17 protein-coding genes are annotated in these 15,189 nt (G+C 70.9%); 9 read left to right on the top strand and 8 right to left on the bottom strand.

The window, feature by feature from the left end:
- Positions 1 to 9: 9 nt before the first annotated feature.
- The 5 genes from OM076_RS00170 (at position 10) to OM076_RS00150 (ending at position 3,627) form a co-directional block, all read left to right on the top strand.
- Positions 10 to 294: a hypothetical protein gene (locus tag OM076_RS00170; protein WP_270037252.1), complete on the top strand. Its 285-nt coding sequence runs from the start codon at positions 10 to 12 to the stop codon at positions 292 to 294.
- 62 nt (positions 295 to 356) lie between these two features.
- Positions 357 to 1,397 (top strand): alpha/beta fold hydrolase, encoded by a 1,041-nt coding sequence (locus OM076_RS00165; RefSeq protein ID WP_270037251.1) that lies wholly within the window; start codon positions 357 to 359, stop codon positions 1,395 to 1,397.
- The gene (locus OM076_RS00160; RefSeq protein WP_270037250.1) at positions 1,397 to 1,918 is read left to right on the top strand and encodes a GNAT family N-acetyltransferase; all 522 of its coding nucleotides are present in this window, start codon (positions 1,397 to 1,399) and stop codon (positions 1,916 to 1,918) included. The genes OM076_RS00165 and OM076_RS00160 overlap by 1 nt, the downstream gene beginning before the upstream one ends.
- Before the next feature lies 1 nt (position 1,919).
- Positions 1,920 to 2,159 carry a hypothetical protein gene (locus OM076_RS00155; protein WP_270037248.1) on the top strand — a complete coding sequence of 80 codons (240 nt, stop codon included), beginning with the start codon at positions 1,920 to 1,922 and terminating at the stop codon, positions 2,157 to 2,159.
- Complete coding sequence (locus OM076_RS00150) at positions 2,152 to 3,627, top strand: long-chain-fatty-acid--CoA ligase (protein WP_270037246.1); 1,476 nt, start codon at positions 2,152 to 2,154, stop codon at positions 3,625 to 3,627. Before OM076_RS00155 ends, OM076_RS00150 begins: the two co-directional genes overlap by 8 nt.
- Here the strand turns inward: OM076_RS00150 and OM076_RS00145 are convergent.
- A complete protein-coding gene (locus OM076_RS00145; protein ID WP_270037245.1) occupies positions 3,618 to 5,351 on the bottom strand; it encodes a SulP family inorganic anion transporter in 1,734 nt (577 codons plus the stop codon). The genes OM076_RS00150 and OM076_RS00145 overlap by 10 nt on opposite strands.
- A 110-nt stretch (positions 5,352 to 5,461) precedes the next feature.
- Here OM076_RS00145 and OM076_RS00140 point away from each other — a divergent pair, with 110 nt between their 5' ends.
- Both OM076_RS00140 and OM076_RS45780 read left to right on the top strand, forming a co-directional pair.
- Complete coding sequence (locus tag OM076_RS00140; protein ID WP_270037244.1) at positions 5,462 to 6,991, top strand: Kelch repeat-containing protein; 1,530 nt, start codon at positions 5,462 to 5,464, stop codon at positions 6,989 to 6,991.
- Between the two features lie 260 nt (positions 6,992 to 7,251).
- A complete protein-coding gene (locus tag OM076_RS45780; RefSeq protein ID WP_270037243.1) occupies positions 7,252 to 8,655 on the top strand; it encodes an ankyrin repeat domain-containing protein in 1,404 nt (467 codons plus the stop codon).
- A gap of 23 nt (positions 8,656 to 8,678) precedes the next feature.
- Here the strand turns inward: OM076_RS45780 and OM076_RS00130 are convergent, their stop codons facing one another.
- From OM076_RS00130 to OM076_RS00105, 6 genes are all read right to left on the bottom strand, one after another.
- A complete protein-coding gene (locus OM076_RS00130; protein WP_270037242.1) occupies positions 8,679 to 9,140 on the bottom strand; it encodes a hypothetical protein in 462 nt (153 codons plus the stop codon).
- Positions 9,141 to 9,346: 206 nt separating this feature from the next.
- A complete protein-coding gene (locus OM076_RS00125; protein ID WP_270037241.1) occupies positions 9,347 to 9,544 on the bottom strand; it encodes a hypothetical protein in 198 nt (65 codons plus the stop codon).
- A gap of 106 nt (positions 9,545 to 9,650) precedes the next feature.
- Entirely contained in the window at positions 9,651 to 10,328 is a 678-nt protein-coding gene (locus OM076_RS00120; RefSeq protein WP_270037240.1) for a hypothetical protein, read from the bottom strand.
- A 10-nt stretch (positions 10,329 to 10,338) separates the two neighbouring features.
- Positions 10,339 to 10,518 carry a hypothetical protein gene (locus tag OM076_RS00115; RefSeq protein ID WP_270037239.1) on the bottom strand — a complete coding sequence of 60 codons (180 nt, stop codon included), beginning with the start codon at positions 10,516 to 10,518 and terminating at the stop codon, positions 10,339 to 10,341.
- Between the two features lie 164 nt (positions 10,519 to 10,682).
- Positions 10,683 to 10,931 (bottom strand): TolB-like translocation protein, encoded by a 249-nt coding sequence (locus tag OM076_RS00110; protein ID WP_270037238.1) that lies wholly within the window; start codon positions 10,929 to 10,931, stop codon positions 10,683 to 10,685.
- A 165-nt stretch (positions 10,932 to 11,096) separates the two neighbouring features.
- Complete coding sequence (locus OM076_RS00105; protein ID WP_270037237.1) at positions 11,097 to 11,627, bottom strand: TolB family protein; 531 nt, start codon at positions 11,625 to 11,627, stop codon at positions 11,097 to 11,099.
- Between the two features lie 607 nt (positions 11,628 to 12,234).
- Between OM076_RS00105 and OM076_RS00100 the strand changes: the two genes are divergently transcribed.
- The gene (locus OM076_RS00100) at positions 12,235 to 12,693 is read left to right on the top strand and encodes a YtoQ family protein (RefSeq protein WP_270037236.1); all 459 of its coding nucleotides are present in this window, start codon (positions 12,235 to 12,237) and stop codon (positions 12,691 to 12,693) included.
- Between the two features lie 18 nt (positions 12,694 to 12,711).
- On the opposite strand, the gene OM076_RS00095 is transcribed toward OM076_RS00100, so the two are convergent.
- A complete protein-coding gene (locus OM076_RS00095) occupies positions 12,712 to 14,085 on the bottom strand; it encodes a DUF1254 domain-containing protein (protein WP_270037235.1) in 1,374 nt (457 codons plus the stop codon).
- 295 nt (positions 14,086 to 14,380) lie between these two features.
- Between OM076_RS00095 and OM076_RS00090 the strand changes: the two genes are divergently transcribed.
- On the top strand, positions 14,381 to 15,121 hold the full coding sequence (locus tag OM076_RS00090; protein WP_270037234.1) for a phosphotransferase family protein: 741 nt from the start codon (positions 14,381 to 14,383) through the stop codon (positions 15,119 to 15,121).
- The last annotated feature ends 68 nt before the right edge of the window (positions 15,122 to 15,189 follow it).

Raw genomic sequence — 15,189 nt, 5'->3', positions numbered from 1 at the left:
CTCCCTGCCATGAGCGCGAAGCCGCTATGGCTCAGAGCCGTGCACCGCCTCGAGCGCGCCGTCGGCGAGCCCGTCGAAGCGGTCGTGCGAACCGAGGCCTACTTCGACCTGATGACGAAGGTGACGCGCACGACAAAGGGTGTCAAGCGCAAGGCCACGGGCGTTTCCACGCGCGCTCTGCACCTCGCCAACCTCCCCGCGGGCACCGACCTGCAGCGCATGCGCGAGCAGCTCGCGCGGATGGAGCGGCGACTCAACCACCTGTCCGAGAACGTCGAGGAGCGCGACGACTGATGCCGCCGACACTCAACCCACTTGATCTCGTTTCAAGGATCAACCGCGATGTTGAGCGGTCGTTGCTGCGGGCGCGCAACGGCGTGCGCTACGTGCGCGGCACGCATGCGCCCGCGGTCGGCGCGACGCCCAAGGAAGTCGTCTGGAAGCGCGGCAAGGCCGAGGTGTGGCGTTATCGCAACGGGCCGATCTCCCATGGCCCGCCGGTGCTGATCGTGCACAGCCTCGTCAGCCGCAGCTACATCCTCGATCTGCGCCCCGGCAACAGCCTCGTCGAGTACCTCACGGCCGCGGGCCTGGACGTCTACATGCTCGATTGGGGCGTGCCGGACTACCTCGACGCCGACAACGACCTCGAGCGCTACGTCGACTTCTATCTGCCGCGCGCCGTCAAGGCCGTCCTGCGCGAGAGCGGCAGCGACGAGGTCACGCTGATGGGCTACTGCCTCGGCGGCGTCCTCGCCGCGATCTATGCCGCGGCGCACCGGCAGGCGCCGGTGCGCAACCTGATCCTGATGGCGACGCCGGTCGACTTCGACCAGATGGGCGCGATGGTCGCGTTCCTGCGCGACGGCCGGCTGAACGCGGACGAGCTGGTCGACGACACCGGCAACGTCCCCGCGGACGTCCTCTACAGCGGCTTCTACATGCAGGCGCCGACGACCGAGATCGCACAGAAGGCGACGCTGCTCGACAACCTCTGGAACGACGAGTTCGTCGAAGGCTTCCAGGCGATGGGGCAGTGGTCGCGCGATCATGTCCCGTTCCCCGGCGCGATGTTCCGCCAGCTGGTCGAGGAGCTCGTCCGCAAGAACGTCCTGATGACCGGGTCGATCCGGCTCGGCGACCGCAAGGTCAACCTCGCCGACGTGCGCGGCAACGTACTCAACGCGATGGCCGAGCGCGACGGCGTCGTGCCCCCCGCGGCGGTCGAGCCGATCATGGACCTGATCGGCGATCCCACGCGCCGCGAGGAGCTCCGGCTGCCCGGCGGACACGTCACGTTCGGCACCGGCCGCAGCGCCGTCAAGCACACGATGCCCCGTCTGACCGGCTGGATCATCGAGCACTCAGACGAACTGCCCGAAGCGAAGGAGTGGTGATGGAGTTCCGACCGATCGCAGCCGGGGATGAGCCCGCGTTGCAGCGCTTCTTCGCGCGCATCCCGGAGGCCGACCGCACGTTCCTGAAGGAGGACGTCGACGATCCGGCCATCGCGGCCGCCTGGGCGCGGCCCGGGTCGGCGCGCACGATCGCCGTCGAGGCGGGCGAGGTCGTCGGGTCGGTGGCGGTCGTGCCGCTGCACGGCTGGTCGAGCCACGTCGGCGAGGTGCGCCTCGTCGTCGATCCTGCCGCGCGCGGGCGCGGCCTCGGCCGCGAGCTCGCGCGCCACGCCGTGCACGATGCCGTCGAGCTCGAGCTCGCCAAGCTCGTGGTCGAGGTGATCGCCGACCAGACGGAGCTGATCGCGATGTTCGTCGCGCTCGGGTTCGATCCCGAAGCGCTCCTCGCCGACCACGTGCGCGATCGCAACGGGCAGATCCGCGATCTGCTCGTGCTCGCCAACGACGTCGAGTCGCAGTTCGCCGCGATGACGACCGCCGGCATCACCGAAGAGCTCTGACGTGGAGGTCGACGGCTTGATGCGGGTCGTCGCGAAGACGGCGCTCGCTCCGTGGGGCGGCAGCCTGGCGGTCCTCGACCGCTACGAGGCAGGCATCCGGATGGCGACGAACCTGCAGCTGAACTTCGCCAAGACCGTGCGCGTGGAGCCGATCCGCACGCTCGCCTCGACCCTGGCGGGCGCGACGCGCGACGTCGGCGCCGCGCAGCTCTCGGTCGCTCGCTGGTTCCTGGATGATTGACCTCGACACGCTGCGCGTGGCGGACGTCGTGCGCGAGATGGCCGCGGCGCGGCCCGCGCACCCAGCCGTCCGCCACCGCGCGCGGACCGTCACGTATGCGCAGCTCGACGAGCGCTCCAACCGGCTCGCTCAGGCGCTGCTCGCCGCGGGCGTAGGGCCTGGGTCGCGCGTCGCCCACCTGGATCGCAGCGCGCCCGAGGTGGTCGAGTTGCTGGCCGCGGCGGCCAAGCTCGGCGCGGTCGCGGTGCCGTTGAACTGGCGGCTCGCGGCGCCCGAGCTGACGGCGGTCGTCACGGACGCCGGCGCACCGGTGCTGCTCGCGGGCCCGGAGTTCGTCGACGTCGCGGTCGAGGTCGCCGCCGGCGTGGCGCACGACCTGCGTGTCGTCGCGATCGGCGACGACTACGAGGCGTGGCTCGCCGCCGCTTCGCCCACCGATCCGGGCGCGCGCGGCGAGGCCGATGACCCCGTCCTGCAGATGTACACGTCCGGCACGACCGGCGTGCCCAAGGGTGTGCTGACCACGCACCGCAACCTTGCGGCGGCGTGCCTGCATGTGCCGGTGTGGTCGTTCGACGCGGACACCGTGTCGCTGACGCCGCTGCCGATGTTCCACGTCGGCGGCATCGCCTGGACCTACCTCGGGCTCTCCCAGGGCGCGACCACGATCATCGTCAGCGAGTTCGACGCGGCGGCCGTGCTCGACCAGCTCGAGTCCGAGCGGGTGACCAACGCCGTGTTCGTGCCGACGATCCTGCAGATGCTCACGTCGGTCCCGGGAGCGGCTTCGCGCGACTTCTCGGCGCTGCGGTCGATCGCCTACGGCGCCTCGCCGATCACGACACCGGTGCTGAAGGCCGCGCTGCGCACGTTCGACTGCGAGCTGTTCGGCGTGTACGGCCTGACCGAGACGACCGGCGGCGTGGTCCTCCTCGCTCCCGCCGATCACGAGCGCGAGGACCTGCTGCGCGCCGCGGGGCGTCCGTCGCCGTGGATGGAGCTGCGCGTCGTCGACGGCGAGGTCTGGCTGCGCGGCCCGAACGTGATGGCCGGCTACGCGAACCGGCCCGCCGAGACCGCGGCCGCCCTGACCGACGACGGCTGGCTGCGCACGGGCGACGGCGGCTATCTCGACCGGGAGGGCTACCTGTTCCTCACCGACCGGATCAAGGACATGATCGTGACCGGCGGCGAGAACGTGTACCCGATCGAGGTCGAGGAGGCGCTTTCACACCACCCGGCGGTGCAAGAGGTGGCCGTGATCGGCGTGCCCGACGCGCGCTGGGGCGAATCCGTCAAGGCCCTCGTCGTGGCGCGCTCGCCCGTCACGTCCGAGGAGCTCGTCGCCTTCGCGCGTGAGCGGCTCGCGGGCTACAAGCTCCCGCGCTCGGTCGAGCTGGTCGAGGACCTCCCCCACACGCCGTCGGGAAAGGTCCTCAAGCACGAGCTGCGTCAGCGCTACCGCTGAGCGCCGGGCTGCTCCGGGCGATCTTCCCAGTCGAACCAGTCGACGCCGGTCTCGCGCAGGTAGGCGGCGACGGCGACGCCGATGGTCGGAAAGAACCGGTTGCCGCCGATCGCGTCGTCGACGCCGTAGCGACGCAGCCAGTCGCGCACCGGATCCTTGAGCTCGGCGAACGCGAGCTCGATGCCGGCGGCCTCGAGCTCGTCGTGGAGGGCGCCGAGCGCCTCACCCGCGGTCACGTCGATGTCGGTGATCGGCTCGGCGGCGACGACGATCCAGGCGACGTCGCCGGAGCGCGCCAGCGCGCGGACCCGCTCGCGGAAGTGGTCGACGTTCGCGAAGAACAGCGGCGCGTCGAAGCGGTAGAGCACGAGCCCGGGGATGCGACGCGCTTCGGGGTAGCGCCCGATGTCGTGATAGCCCTTCAGGTTGTCGACGCGGCCGAGCACGGCGTCGTGGGGGCGCCAGGCTCGCCGGATGAAGTTCAGCAACGAGAGCCCGATCGCGATCCCGATGCCCCAGAGCACGCCGAGCACGGCCACGCCGCTGAAGGCCACCATCGCCAGGGCGAACTCCGAGCGTCGCCGGCTGTACAGCCGGCGCGCGGCGCCGACGTCGATCAGCGACAGGACCGCGACGATGACGACCGCGGCGAGCGTCGACACCGGCAGGTCATGCACGAGGCCGGTCCCGGCGATCAGCAGCACGCTGAGGACGAGAGCGCCGGTCACGCCGGCGAGTTGGCTGCGGGCGCCGATGTCCTCGGCGACCGCGGTACGCGAGCTGCTGGAGGAGATCGGGAACCCCTGGAAGAACCCGGTCGCGAGGTTCGCGACGCCGAGGACCGCGAGCTCCTGGTTCTGATCGACCTCCTGATTCAGCCGTCCGGCATAGCTGCGCGACAGGACGCTCGTGTCGGTGAACGCCACGAACGCGATTCCGACCGCCGCCGGGATGAGCGCCTTGAAGTCGTCGAGCGAGACATCGGGCACCCCGAAAGCCGGTAGGCCCGATGGGACGGAGCCGACGACCGGCACGTCATCGGCGAGCCCGAGCGCGGCGACCGCCGCCGTCGCGAGCGCCACGGCGAGAAAGACACCGGGCACCTTGGGCGCGACGAGTCGCAGCCCGACGATCACCGCGAGCGACCCGAGCCCGATGGCGAGCGCCGTCGCGTTGGTCTCATCGAGTCCGGTGACGAAGTCCCGCACCCCCGGGATGAAGCTCTCGGCGTCGACGGAGAACCCGAACAGCTTGGGGAGCTGCGCGACGATGACGGTCACCGCGATGCCCGCCAAGTAGCCGAGCCGGACGGGCATCGACAGCAACTCGGTCACGAAGCCGAACCGCGCCAGGCCACCGGCCAGCATGATCGCTCCGACGAGCAGGGCGAGCAGCCCGGCGAGCTCGACCCGCATCGCCATGTCGCCGCCGGCCGCGAGCGGGATGATCGCCGCGGCGACGAGCGGAGACACGGCCGAGTCCGGCCCCAGGATGAGGATGCGGGATGGGCCGAGCAGGAAGTACACGGCGAGCGGCACGGCGGTCGCATAGAGGCCGGTGACGGGTGGCATGCCGGCGAGCTCGGCGTACGCCATGCCCTGCGGCACGAGCAGCGCGGCGAGGACGACGCCCGCGACGGCGTCGCGGCGGAGCCCGCCGTCACGAGGGCCGCGCAGCAGCGCGAGCCCTGGCAGCCAACGACCGAGACCCCGGAGGGCGTCCACCAACGGGACACTAGAGCGCCGACCGGACCCCGCCGCCGTTTGATCGACGGCATCCGATTCGACGATTATCTGGTTGACAAGTCCTGAATGAACGCGTGGAATGCCGCGCAATGTTCCGACGGATCCTCCCGGCCGCCGCGCTCGTCTGCGCCGTGTTCGCCACCCCCGCGTATGCGACCGACTACGACTGGACGCCCGCCGGGCAGTTCAGTCAGATACGGAGCAGCATCGCGAGCACCGTGCTCAAAGACGGCCGTGTCCTGCTGGCCGGCGGGTACGACCCGGTGGCGCAGCGGGATGTCGCCACGGTCGACATCTACGATCCGAGCACGAACACGTGGGCGGCCGGACGGCCGCTGCGTGAGCCGCGGCGGGTCGCCTCGGCCGTCACGCTGCCCGACGGCCGCGTGCTCGTCATCGGCGGCGAGGAGCAAGCCGATCTGCGCAACGCCGAGATCCTCGACCCAGCCGCCGGAACGTGGACACCGGCGGCGCACACGCTCGCGGAGCACGCGGGCATCTCCAGCTTCGTGCTCGACGACGGCCGCGTGCTCTTCCTCGGTGCCGGCAACTACTCGAGCCAGTGGCCGGGTGGCGAGATCTTCGACCCCGCCACCGGGGCGTGGAAGCTGACCGCGAACCCGCATGAGGTGGGCGGCGCCGGGCAGGCCGTCGTCCGGTTGCGGGACGGCCGGTTCCTCGTCGTCGGCAACAAGAGCGTGTGGGCCGATCCGATCTCCTACGACGAGCCGCGGGCGGAGATCTACGACGTCGCGAGCGACACCTGGACCGTCGTGGCCCGCCCTGCCTACAGCGGCGAGGGGTCCGGCGCCGCGCTCCTGCCGGATGGCCGCGTGCTGGTCGCCGGCGGGCGTCCCGGCGGCGCCGCCGGGGTGATGATCGACGCCACCGCCCACCGCGGCTCGGAGATCTTCGACCCGGCGACCGGCACCTGGTCACCCACGGGGGATCTGCTCAGGCCGCGCGCATACGCTTCAGCGTTCGTCACGTTGCCCGACGGCCGCATCGCGGCCGTCGGCGGGTCCTGGGCCACGATCGTCGGGCCGTTCGGCCAGCGGCGCTTCGGGGAGATCTCCTACGAGGCCACCGCCGAGGTCTATGACGTCGCGAGTGGCACCTGGCAGCCGCTGCCGGCGATGGCGGACGCCCACGCCGGGGCCGTCACGAAGATGCTCGCCGACGGCTCGATGCTCGTCGCCGGCGGCGCCAACGGACCCGGCCCGTGGCCCACGACCGCCGCCGAGCGGCTCGTTCCCCGGCCCGCCGCGCCGGCACCGCCCGTCGTCGTGGCACCGAAGCCGACCGTCCCCACCCGCCCGAAGGCAGGAACGCTGCGCCTCCTGGCATTGCCGAAGCATCTGAAGCCCTCCCGGACCGGGACGCTCACCGTCAAGCTCCGCTGCTCCACCGGTGGCGCAGCGTGCGCCGACCGGCTCGTCCTGCGTGGCCGAGGCCGCGTGGTCGCACAACGCGACGTGTCCGTCAAGGCGGGCAAGACCCTCAGCGTCCGCGTGAAGCTCAGCGCGGCCGGGCGGCGCTCGCTGCGCAACCGGACGACCCGCGTGACCGTCAGCCTCCGAAAGCAGGGCACGAAGGTCACCGTGAGCGTCCGGGGGTAGGTCGGCACGACCTTGGAGATCGTGGCGCCGGCCCGCGGCATTGGTTTACGCTGTCGCCGGCGCTCTCGGGGCGCCACCCGTCCGCGGACAGGGCTCAGCCCACCCGAGCAGCCGTATCGACGGTCAGCTTCGGACCTCCTCGGCCCGACCCATGCGGACATCGGCCCAAACGTGAGGTGCGTTCGATGGCTATCCGCAGTCTTCCGCCGCGCCCGAGCTGGGAGCACCTCCGCAATGAGGCACGCACGGTTCAGCGCCGAGTGCGTGATGGCGACCCAGGGGCGCTCGCGCTCGCGCGCGAGTTCCATCGGCATGTCGCGGATCAGGGCACCGGCTTCCGCTTGAGCGATGCGCAGCTGACCGTCGCCCGCAGCTACGGGCACCCCAGCTGGCCGAAGCTCAAGGCCTACGTCGAGGCTGTCACCCGCTACCGGCGCGACCCACACGAGGTCGCGCCGATGCGTGACGACGCCGACGAGTTCCTCCGCCTGGCGTGCCTCGTCTACGGCGGCGACGACCAGAGCCGGCCCGCGCGCGCCGCGCAACTGCTCCGACACGATCCGTCGCTCGCGGGCCGCTCGATCCACACCGCGGCCGCGGTCGGTGACACGGCGGCCGCGGCGCGGATGCTCGCCGGTGATCGGTCGCTGACCGCGGCGATCGGTGGGCCGTTCGGCTGGAAGCCGCTGCTCTACGTCGCCTACTCGCGCGTGGTGAGCGACGACCCGAGCCACTCGCAGGTCGCGGTGGCGCGGCTGCTGCTCGAGCACGGCGCTGACCCCAACGCCGGCTATCTCTGGGATGGGACGTACCTCTTCACGGCGCTCACCGGCGCGTTCGGGTACGGCGAGGACGCGCCCAACCAGCCGCCGCACCACGAATCGCTCGCGCTCGCGACGGTACTCCTCGAAGCGGGAGCCGACCCCAACGACGACCAGACGATCTACAACCGGCACTTCCGGCCCGAGAGCGACTACCTCGAGCTGCTCCTCGCCCACGGGCTGGGCGGGCGCCGGCGCGGGCCCTGGCCGCAACGCCTGGGCGAGCATCTGACCGAGCCGAAGCTGCTGCTCGAGGACGCGCTTGTCTTCGTCGCCGACAACGACGCCTACGCCGAGCGCGTCTCACTGCTGCTCCGCCACGGCGTCGACCCCGACGGCCGCGGCACCCGGCATCCCGCACTGCGCGGCCTGCGCCCGGTCGAGCGCGCCCGCGCCGGCGGAGCGCAGGCGATCGAGCGCCTGCTGCTCGACGCGGGCGCAACCCCCCGGGCGACCGATGCGGTCGATGACCTGCTCGCGCTCGGCATGCGCGGTGACCGCGACGGGGTCGAGCGCGAGTTGGCACGCGACCCGGCGCTCGCCGCCGCCCTCACCCACCGCCATCCCCGCGCCCTCATCGACGCGGCCAACCGCGGCAACGCCCGCGGCGTCGAACTGCTCGCGCGCATCGGCTACGACGTCAACCACCGCGACGGCCAGACCGCTCTACACGTCGCCGCCTACGCCGGCGACCGGGATCTCTGCGAACTCCTCGTGACACTCGGGGCCGATCCCACGATCCGCGACGCATCCTTCGGCACCCCAGCTGCGGACTGGGCAGGACATTCCCACCACGATCAGCTCGCGGCGTGGCTAGAGCACCTGGCCGCCGGAGATCGGTGACGCGGACTCACCACTCCGCACCGCTAGAACTCACCGCCGCCACCCGGAAGGGCAAAGGTCACCGTCTCCGGCATCGCTTGGCTTACGTGGCCGGGGATCGGCGCATCGTCCGGCGCGATCACCATGACCGGGAGCCCGAGGTGCTGGAGGCGATGGGGCAGGTCGTGATGCACCCAGCGGGCGAGATGGGCCGGGGCGGTGCAGACGATCAGCTCGTCGAACTCGCCGTCGGAGACGGCGCGGTGCACGGTGTCGAGGGGATCCTCGCCGGAGGCCATGCTCGCCACGTCGGCGCCCGCGGCGCGCCCCACCAGCTCCAGTGCCACTTCCGGGCTCCAGTCGGAGTGCTCCCCGTGATCGGGCGGGATGAGCAGCGTGAACGTCGCCCCCGTGCCGGCGCGCTCGCCGATCTCGTGCAGCAGCCTCGGCGTCGAGGCCGTGCGATTCGCGATCACGAGGATCCGTGGCTCCTCTGCCGTCGGCATTCGGCACCTCCACACAGCGGTTGCGGGCGTGCATCCCAGCCGGTGCGGGATGCACGTCGCCGAATGCTGCGCGCACAGCGCCCGGCGGTCGTCATCCGATTCGGGTGATGCTGACTGCGCCCTGATCCGGTCCCGGACCGCGTCGAGCGACATTTCGAGCGGGCCGGATCTCGGACTCGCGCCCTCGCGCTCGGCCCCGAGGCGGACTAAGGTGCGAGCAGCTCTCGCGTGATCTCCCACCATTCGGCTTCCGCGGGGTCAAGACTCGGCGATTCGCAGCGCGGGTCCTCGCAGACGTACGGACGGCCATGATCGCCGGAGTGAAAGTGCACGCGCGCGTCGGCGTTGTCTTCGGTCCGCAGCGCATGGGCCACGCCGGCGAGCAGGCGGGCGATGCGTGACATAGCGATCAGTATCCGCCTCGCAGCGCCTGGCGGCCAGACTACTCGTGCAGTCGCCCGCGACGCCAGCGAGCTCCCACGCTTCGATCGGCGTCGACGCGATGACCGTCTACGCCTGCGGTGTCTCGGCCGCGCTGCGCACCTGAAGAAGCGCGAAGTAGAGCACCGAGGTCGTGAGCGCCGCCACCGGTTGCGTGAGCGCGTTGAAGATCCAGTTCAGGACGGCGCGGCCGACGTCTCCGAGTACCAGCCCGATCAGCGCGGCCGCGACGGAGGCCGCGACGACGAGCAGGAACACGAGCACGATCGCGCCGAAGACCGGCCATGCGTGGCCGCGCACCAGTTCCCAGCTGCGGCCGAAGGCGCTGAACATTCCCGGCCGCTCGATCACGGTTACGGGCGCCACCACAGACCAGAAGGTCAGCAAGAACAGGCCCGGAACGATGCAGAACACGAATCCGATGCCGATCCCGATGCCGCCGAGGATCGAGACGCCGGTCAGCGGCAGCAGGACCGGCGACACACTGCTGAACAGCTCTCCCACTGAGTTGTCACGCCGGCCGTCCTGCACGTCACGCACCAGCTGCACGACCATGCCGTCGTAGAGGATCGCCAGCACGAGCGAGACCACGGCGGCAACCAGCGCCAACACGCCGTGGTCGAACACCCAGCTCACGACGGCGTTGATGGCGAACACGATCAGGGCGGCCGGCAACAAGACGCCGATCTGGTCACGGTAGATCCGGAACGCCCGGCCGATGATCTCCGTGGGTGACAGCGTGGGCATGGCCGAGACGCTACAGGGAGCGTCGGCCGCGCAGGAAGTAGACGATCGGTACCGCACCAGCGGAGTTCACCACCGTGATGGCGGCCGCCCACCACGCCTTCGAGCCGCGAACGTGCCGAGCCGGGCGCTGCGCGAGGTCGATCAACGCCGCGATCTTCAGTCCGGCCTCCACGGCGCCGACGAGCATCATTGCCTGGCGGAATCGTGGGTCCAGGTCGCTCCAGCGCCTCTTAGCCATACCGGGCAGCGTACGCGGCTTGGGGCGCGTTGGAAATGAGATGTCCAGGGCGGGGGGATCGCAGCTTGACGTTGGTTGCCGGGCGGCAGAGCTTCGGTCTCCCTGTTCGACCCGTTTCACCCGGTGGTCCACGCCAGCGCCCTGGCGGGCAGCGGGCGCTGCAGCTTCAGGCGATGCGGATGCGTTCCGTCTGCGTGCGCGATCTCCACGTGGGTGCGATTTTCCCCGCGGACGAGCAATGCGAGATGACGGCCGTCGGGAGATAGCGCCATCGCATCCCGGAAGCGACTCCATCGGTGCAGCTGACGCAGGTGCTGGCCGTCCGCGTCGACCGCCATCAGCTCCAGGCCGCCCCGCAGGAACAACAGCCGCCGGCCGTCAGGCGTCCACCGCGCCTCGTGATTGTCGTATCCCTGGTTCGGGATCGGGCGGATGTCGCTGCCGTCGTCTCCGAGGGTGTAGATCGTGCCCTGAGCATCGAAGGCCAGCCGCTGCCGCGACGACCAAGCCGGCCCCCATCCGAGTAGGGGTTACGGGATCGGCAGCTGACGTAAGCCGCTGCCGTCGAGCCCGACCGTCCACGCCAGCTGTCCCGGGTTCGCCTCGAAATCGCCCTCACCGAGCATCACGAGCGAGCGGCCGTCGGGGGAGAACGCGCAGTCCAGCTGGGCGCGATCGGCGATCGACGGCAGCCGGACGAGCAAGCGGCGCGGACCGACCGAGTTGGCGTGCGCGTCGATCGCACGCACGTAGACGTTGGCTTGCGGCCACCCCACGTACGCCACCAGGCGGCCGTCCGGCGAGACCGCTGGCTGGTTGTCGACGCGTAGGCCGCGGAGCTTGTGAAACGGACGCTGGAGCGCGCCACGCCACACGACGTAGGTCGCGCCAGGCTGATCGCATGTGGAGCACTCGTTCGACAGCCGCTCCTCGGTCGCGAAGATCTGGCCGTCCGGCATCGCTGCTTGCGCCGGTGAGACCGAGATCCATGCGACGAGCGCGGTCACGGCCGCGACCGCTCGGACCAGGAACCGCGTCGAGCCCACCGCCGCGGAACTCACGAACGCGCGCATCACGCGCCTCGCGGCCAGAGCAGCTTCGCCAGAAGCAGAAACGACTCCGGTTTCGGCATCCGCGCCCGCAAGGTACCCGCGAGGTTCCACACCCGGATCGACTCCTCGGTGATCGCGGCAAGTCGTCTCCCGTCCGGCGACCACGCGGCCTGATGGACGCGATGCTCGACGGCGTCGGGCGTACAGGGGCGGCTCGGCCGCGGACGCTCGAGCACGAGGGCCGAACACGGCGCATGCGGTGACGGCCAACACGCAGGCCCACCGGAACACCAGCCGATGCTCGCGCATACGAGGCGACGAGTCAACGCGCACCTGGCCGTCGGTGCGCCGGGCGACTCGCGCGCTCCGCATCCACGCACATCGCCGCGCGGTCGCGGCGCGGGTCGCCGGCGCGGAGTCGTTCGCCGTCGAGTTGCGCGTCGACGGCGTGCCGGTGCGTTTCGCAGGTCTCCGAGACCCAGCCGGTTGGGCCGCCGCCGGCGACACCACCGAGGTACGGATCGTGCTCGCAGTCAGTGGAATCGAACCGGACAACGTCGCCCTTCACAGGCGGTAGCGCCACGGACGTGCGTCCGTCGCGCACTACGCTCTGGCGATGAACTGGCAGGTCTACCTCTCGGGCGAGATCCACACGGACTGGCGTGAGCGGATCGAGCGTGGCGCGGCGGCAGCCGGCCTCGACCTTCGGCTCACGGCACCGGTGACCGACCACGCCGCCTCCGACGCCGCCGGCACGGCGATCCTCGGCGAGCAGGAGCGTCCCTTCTGGAACGACCACCTCGGGGCCGGGGTCAACGCCATCCGAACGCGAACGCTCATCGAGCGGGCCGACATCGTCGTGGTCCGGTTCGGGGATCAGTATCGGCAGTGGAACGCCGCGTTTGACGCCGGCTACGCCGCGGCGCTCGGCAAGCCGCTGATCACCTTGCATCCGACCGAGCACGATCACGCGCTAAAGGAGGTCGATCGTGCCGCGCTCGCTGTGGCACGCGAGCCCGAGCAGGTGGTCGACATACTCCGCTACGTGCTCGCGGGCATTGTGGCGGGCGATTGAGCGGCAGTCCCGGGGGTCTCAGAGAAGCTCGAAGTCGCCGGGTTTCCAGGAGCCGTCGAAGCTTGACGTCTCCGGCCCGTAGACACGGAAGTAGACGAACCAGCCGCGGTTCGGGATGGTCCGGATCCAGGCGTCGGTCTGTCCGCCGGGTGCGTGTGGGCCGAAGAGCAGGTCGACGTGCCCGGAATCGTCAGCGTCGGCCAGTTCGAACAGCGAGCGCAACGCGGCGTGACCCTGCTCGGTCCGGATCTGGCTGCGCGTGACTGCGTCATACACCGTGACCGACCAGAACAGCTTGCCGGGCACGGGCAGCGGCACGCGCAGCCGATAGCTCTGGCTGCCGTCGAGATAGGCGCCGGAGGCGTCGCGCAGCCCGAGCCAGTAGACCGAGCCGGCGCCGGCGCCGCGCCGGAACATGGCGGGTGAGGACGCGATCGCCTGAAAGAACCACTTCTCTCGCGCGTCGACGTCGAGGTAGCCGTCGGCGTAGAAGTCGCCGTCCTCGAAGCGCAGCGCCGCCCACTCCCACTGGCGGTCCGGCCAGACGACGCGATCGGGCCGGCGGTCAGCGAACGCCTGCACGCGCATCTGCTCGTTGCCCGTGACCGCCGCCTGTTCGAGGATGCGGGTCATGCGTTCGTCAGGAGCGAACGGTTTGCCGCAAGCGATCCCGAGCGCGGCGAGCTCGCCATAGAGGATGCGGAACTCGTCGAGGCGCGGCTCGGTATCGATCACCTCGTGCAGCGCGCGCCAGAACTCGAGCGTGGTCTCCCAGCGCAGCGGCGTCGTGTCCTGATCGCGATCGCTGAAGTTCACGAACGTCGGCGGCGCCCAGTCGGCGTCGGCGTGCAACGGGTGCACCCGGATCGTCGCGATCCGGGCCATCGCCGCTTCGACGTCACCGCCGACCGGCAACGATCGGACGCCGGCGATCACGCGGTAGGTGGTCGCGCGGGCGGCGTGGTACCCGTCGGGGATCTCACCTTCGTAGCCGGGTGGCAGCAGGAGATGTTTCCCTCCACGGCCGGCGTCAGGACCCGGGAGGCCCATGTCTGCCACCCAGCGCTGGTTGAGGTCCAGCGCGACACAGATCAGCGGACCAGCAGGCAGTTCGATGACCATGGGCCCGTCGCGCAGGTCGAGCGGAATCGGTCCATAGGGGGTGTCGGAGTTCAGCGTGAAGCCGACATGGCGCGGCTGCGTGTCCAGCTGCCCGAAGACGCGATTGTCCACGAGTCCGACGGGTTCATTGCCCTTGACCATCGCCAGCCCGGACACGGTCGGAAAGAAGAAACGGTAGGCCTGGATCGCCCGGTTGAGGTCAGCCTGGTCGTACGCGCGCTCGATCGTCGCGGGCGCGGGAAAGCCGGCAGGGAGCGTCGCCGTGTGCATCTCGGCGATGCTCGCCGTCCCCCGGGTGACCGCCCCTCACCCCCGGTGGGCGATCTCACGGCTCGCAGAGTGCCGACGGCTGCCCCCCCGCGCTCGCCCGTTCGCCGACGCGCACGACGAGCGCCGTAGGACCTCACGACGCGGCGGTGGTCTAGTCTCCGCCTTATGTGGCCGATCATCATCACCGTCGTCGTCATCGTGCCGCTGCTCGTGCTGGCCTGGATGCGCGTTCGGCGCCGCTAGCGCGTGACGCTCAGATAGCCGGTTCTCCCCCGGTCCTGGGATGATCGCCGGCGTGGATGAGGTCAAAGTCGTCGTTGCCCACAGCGAGCGGGCGACCCTCCGCGTCGGCGACGTATTCCTCAAGATCGATGCCGATCAGACGCGCATCGACGTCGAGGTCGAGGCGATGTCCCTGGCGCCGGTCCCGACGCCGAAGGTCCTGTGGCGCGAGCCGCCCGTGCTCGCACTCGCGGCCGTCACCGGAACGGCGCTCGGCCGCCTCGGCGAGCCGTCCCCCGCGTCGCCGGCGGCATGGGCGGCGGCGGGTGCCGCGGTGCGTCGGCTGCACGACGCGCCGCTCCCGCCCTGGCGCGGCCGCAGCCGCGAGGCGTTCGAGGCAGACCTCGACCGCGAATGCGCTTGGCTGATCGCCGACGGCGTCCTGCCCACCGACCTGGTGACACGCAACCGCGAGATCGCCGCGGCCGCGCTGCGGCCGTGGACGCCCGTGTTCACGCACGGCGACCTGCAGATCACGCATGTGTTCGTCGACGGCGACGACGCGATCACCGGCGTGATCGACTGGTCCGAGGCGAGCCAGGGCGACGCCCTGTTCGACCTCGCCAACTTGACGCTCGGACACGAGGAGCACCTCGACGACGTCCTCGCCGGCTACGGCACCGATGTCGACCGCGACGTGATCCAAGGGTGGTGGTCGCTGCGGAGCCTGTCGGTGATCCGCTGGCTGGTCGAGCATGGGTTCGACCCGTCCGCGCCCGGCTGCGAGGTCGACGTGCTGCGCGCCCGGATGTGAGCCCGCGGTCGCCCGACGGGCGACCGCGCGACCTGCGCTCAAGCAGACCGCCGCCAGCTGTCGCCGAC

This window comes from Solirubrobacter ginsenosidimutans, assembly GCF_027587205.1.
The sequence above is the reverse complement of the archived record's forward strand: the minus strand, read 5'-3'. Positions and strand labels throughout refer to the sequence as shown.

Coding starts and splice junctions, on each gene's coding strand:
- OM076_RS00170 (WP_270037252.1), top strand. CDS start 10: ATGAGCGCGAAGCCGCTATGGCTCAGAGCCGTGCACCGCCTCGAGCGC.
- OM076_RS00160 (WP_270037250.1), top strand. CDS start 1,397: ATGGAGTTCCGACCGATCGCAGCCGGGGATGAGCCCGCGTTGCAGCGC.
- OM076_RS00150 (WP_270037246.1), top strand. CDS start 2,152: ATGATTGACCTCGACACGCTGCGCGTGGCGGACGTCGTGCGCGAGATG.
- OM076_RS00140 (WP_270037244.1), top strand. CDS start 5,462: ATGTTCCGACGGATCCTCCCGGCCGCCGCGCTCGTCTGCGCCGTGTTC.
- OM076_RS00130 (WP_270037242.1), bottom strand. CDS start 9,140: ATGCCGACGGCAGAGGAGCCACGGATCCTCGTGATCGCGAATCGCACG.
- OM076_RS00125 (WP_270037241.1), bottom strand. CDS start 9,544: ATGTCACGCATCGCCCGCCTGCTCGCCGGCGTGGCCCATGCGCTGCGG.
- OM076_RS00120 (WP_270037240.1), bottom strand. CDS start 10,328: ATGCCCACGCTGTCACCCACGGAGATCATCGGCCGGGCGTTCCGGATC.
- OM076_RS00115 (WP_270037239.1), bottom strand. CDS start 10,518: ATGATGCTCGTCGGCGCCGTGGAGGCCGGACTGAAGATCGCGGCGTTG.
- OM076_RS00100 (WP_270037236.1), top strand. CDS start 12,235: ATGAACTGGCAGGTCTACCTCTCGGGCGAGATCCACACGGACTGGCGT.
- OM076_RS00095 (WP_270037235.1), bottom strand. CDS start 14,085: ATGCACACGGCGACGCTCCCTGCCGGCTTTCCCGCGCCCGCGACGATC.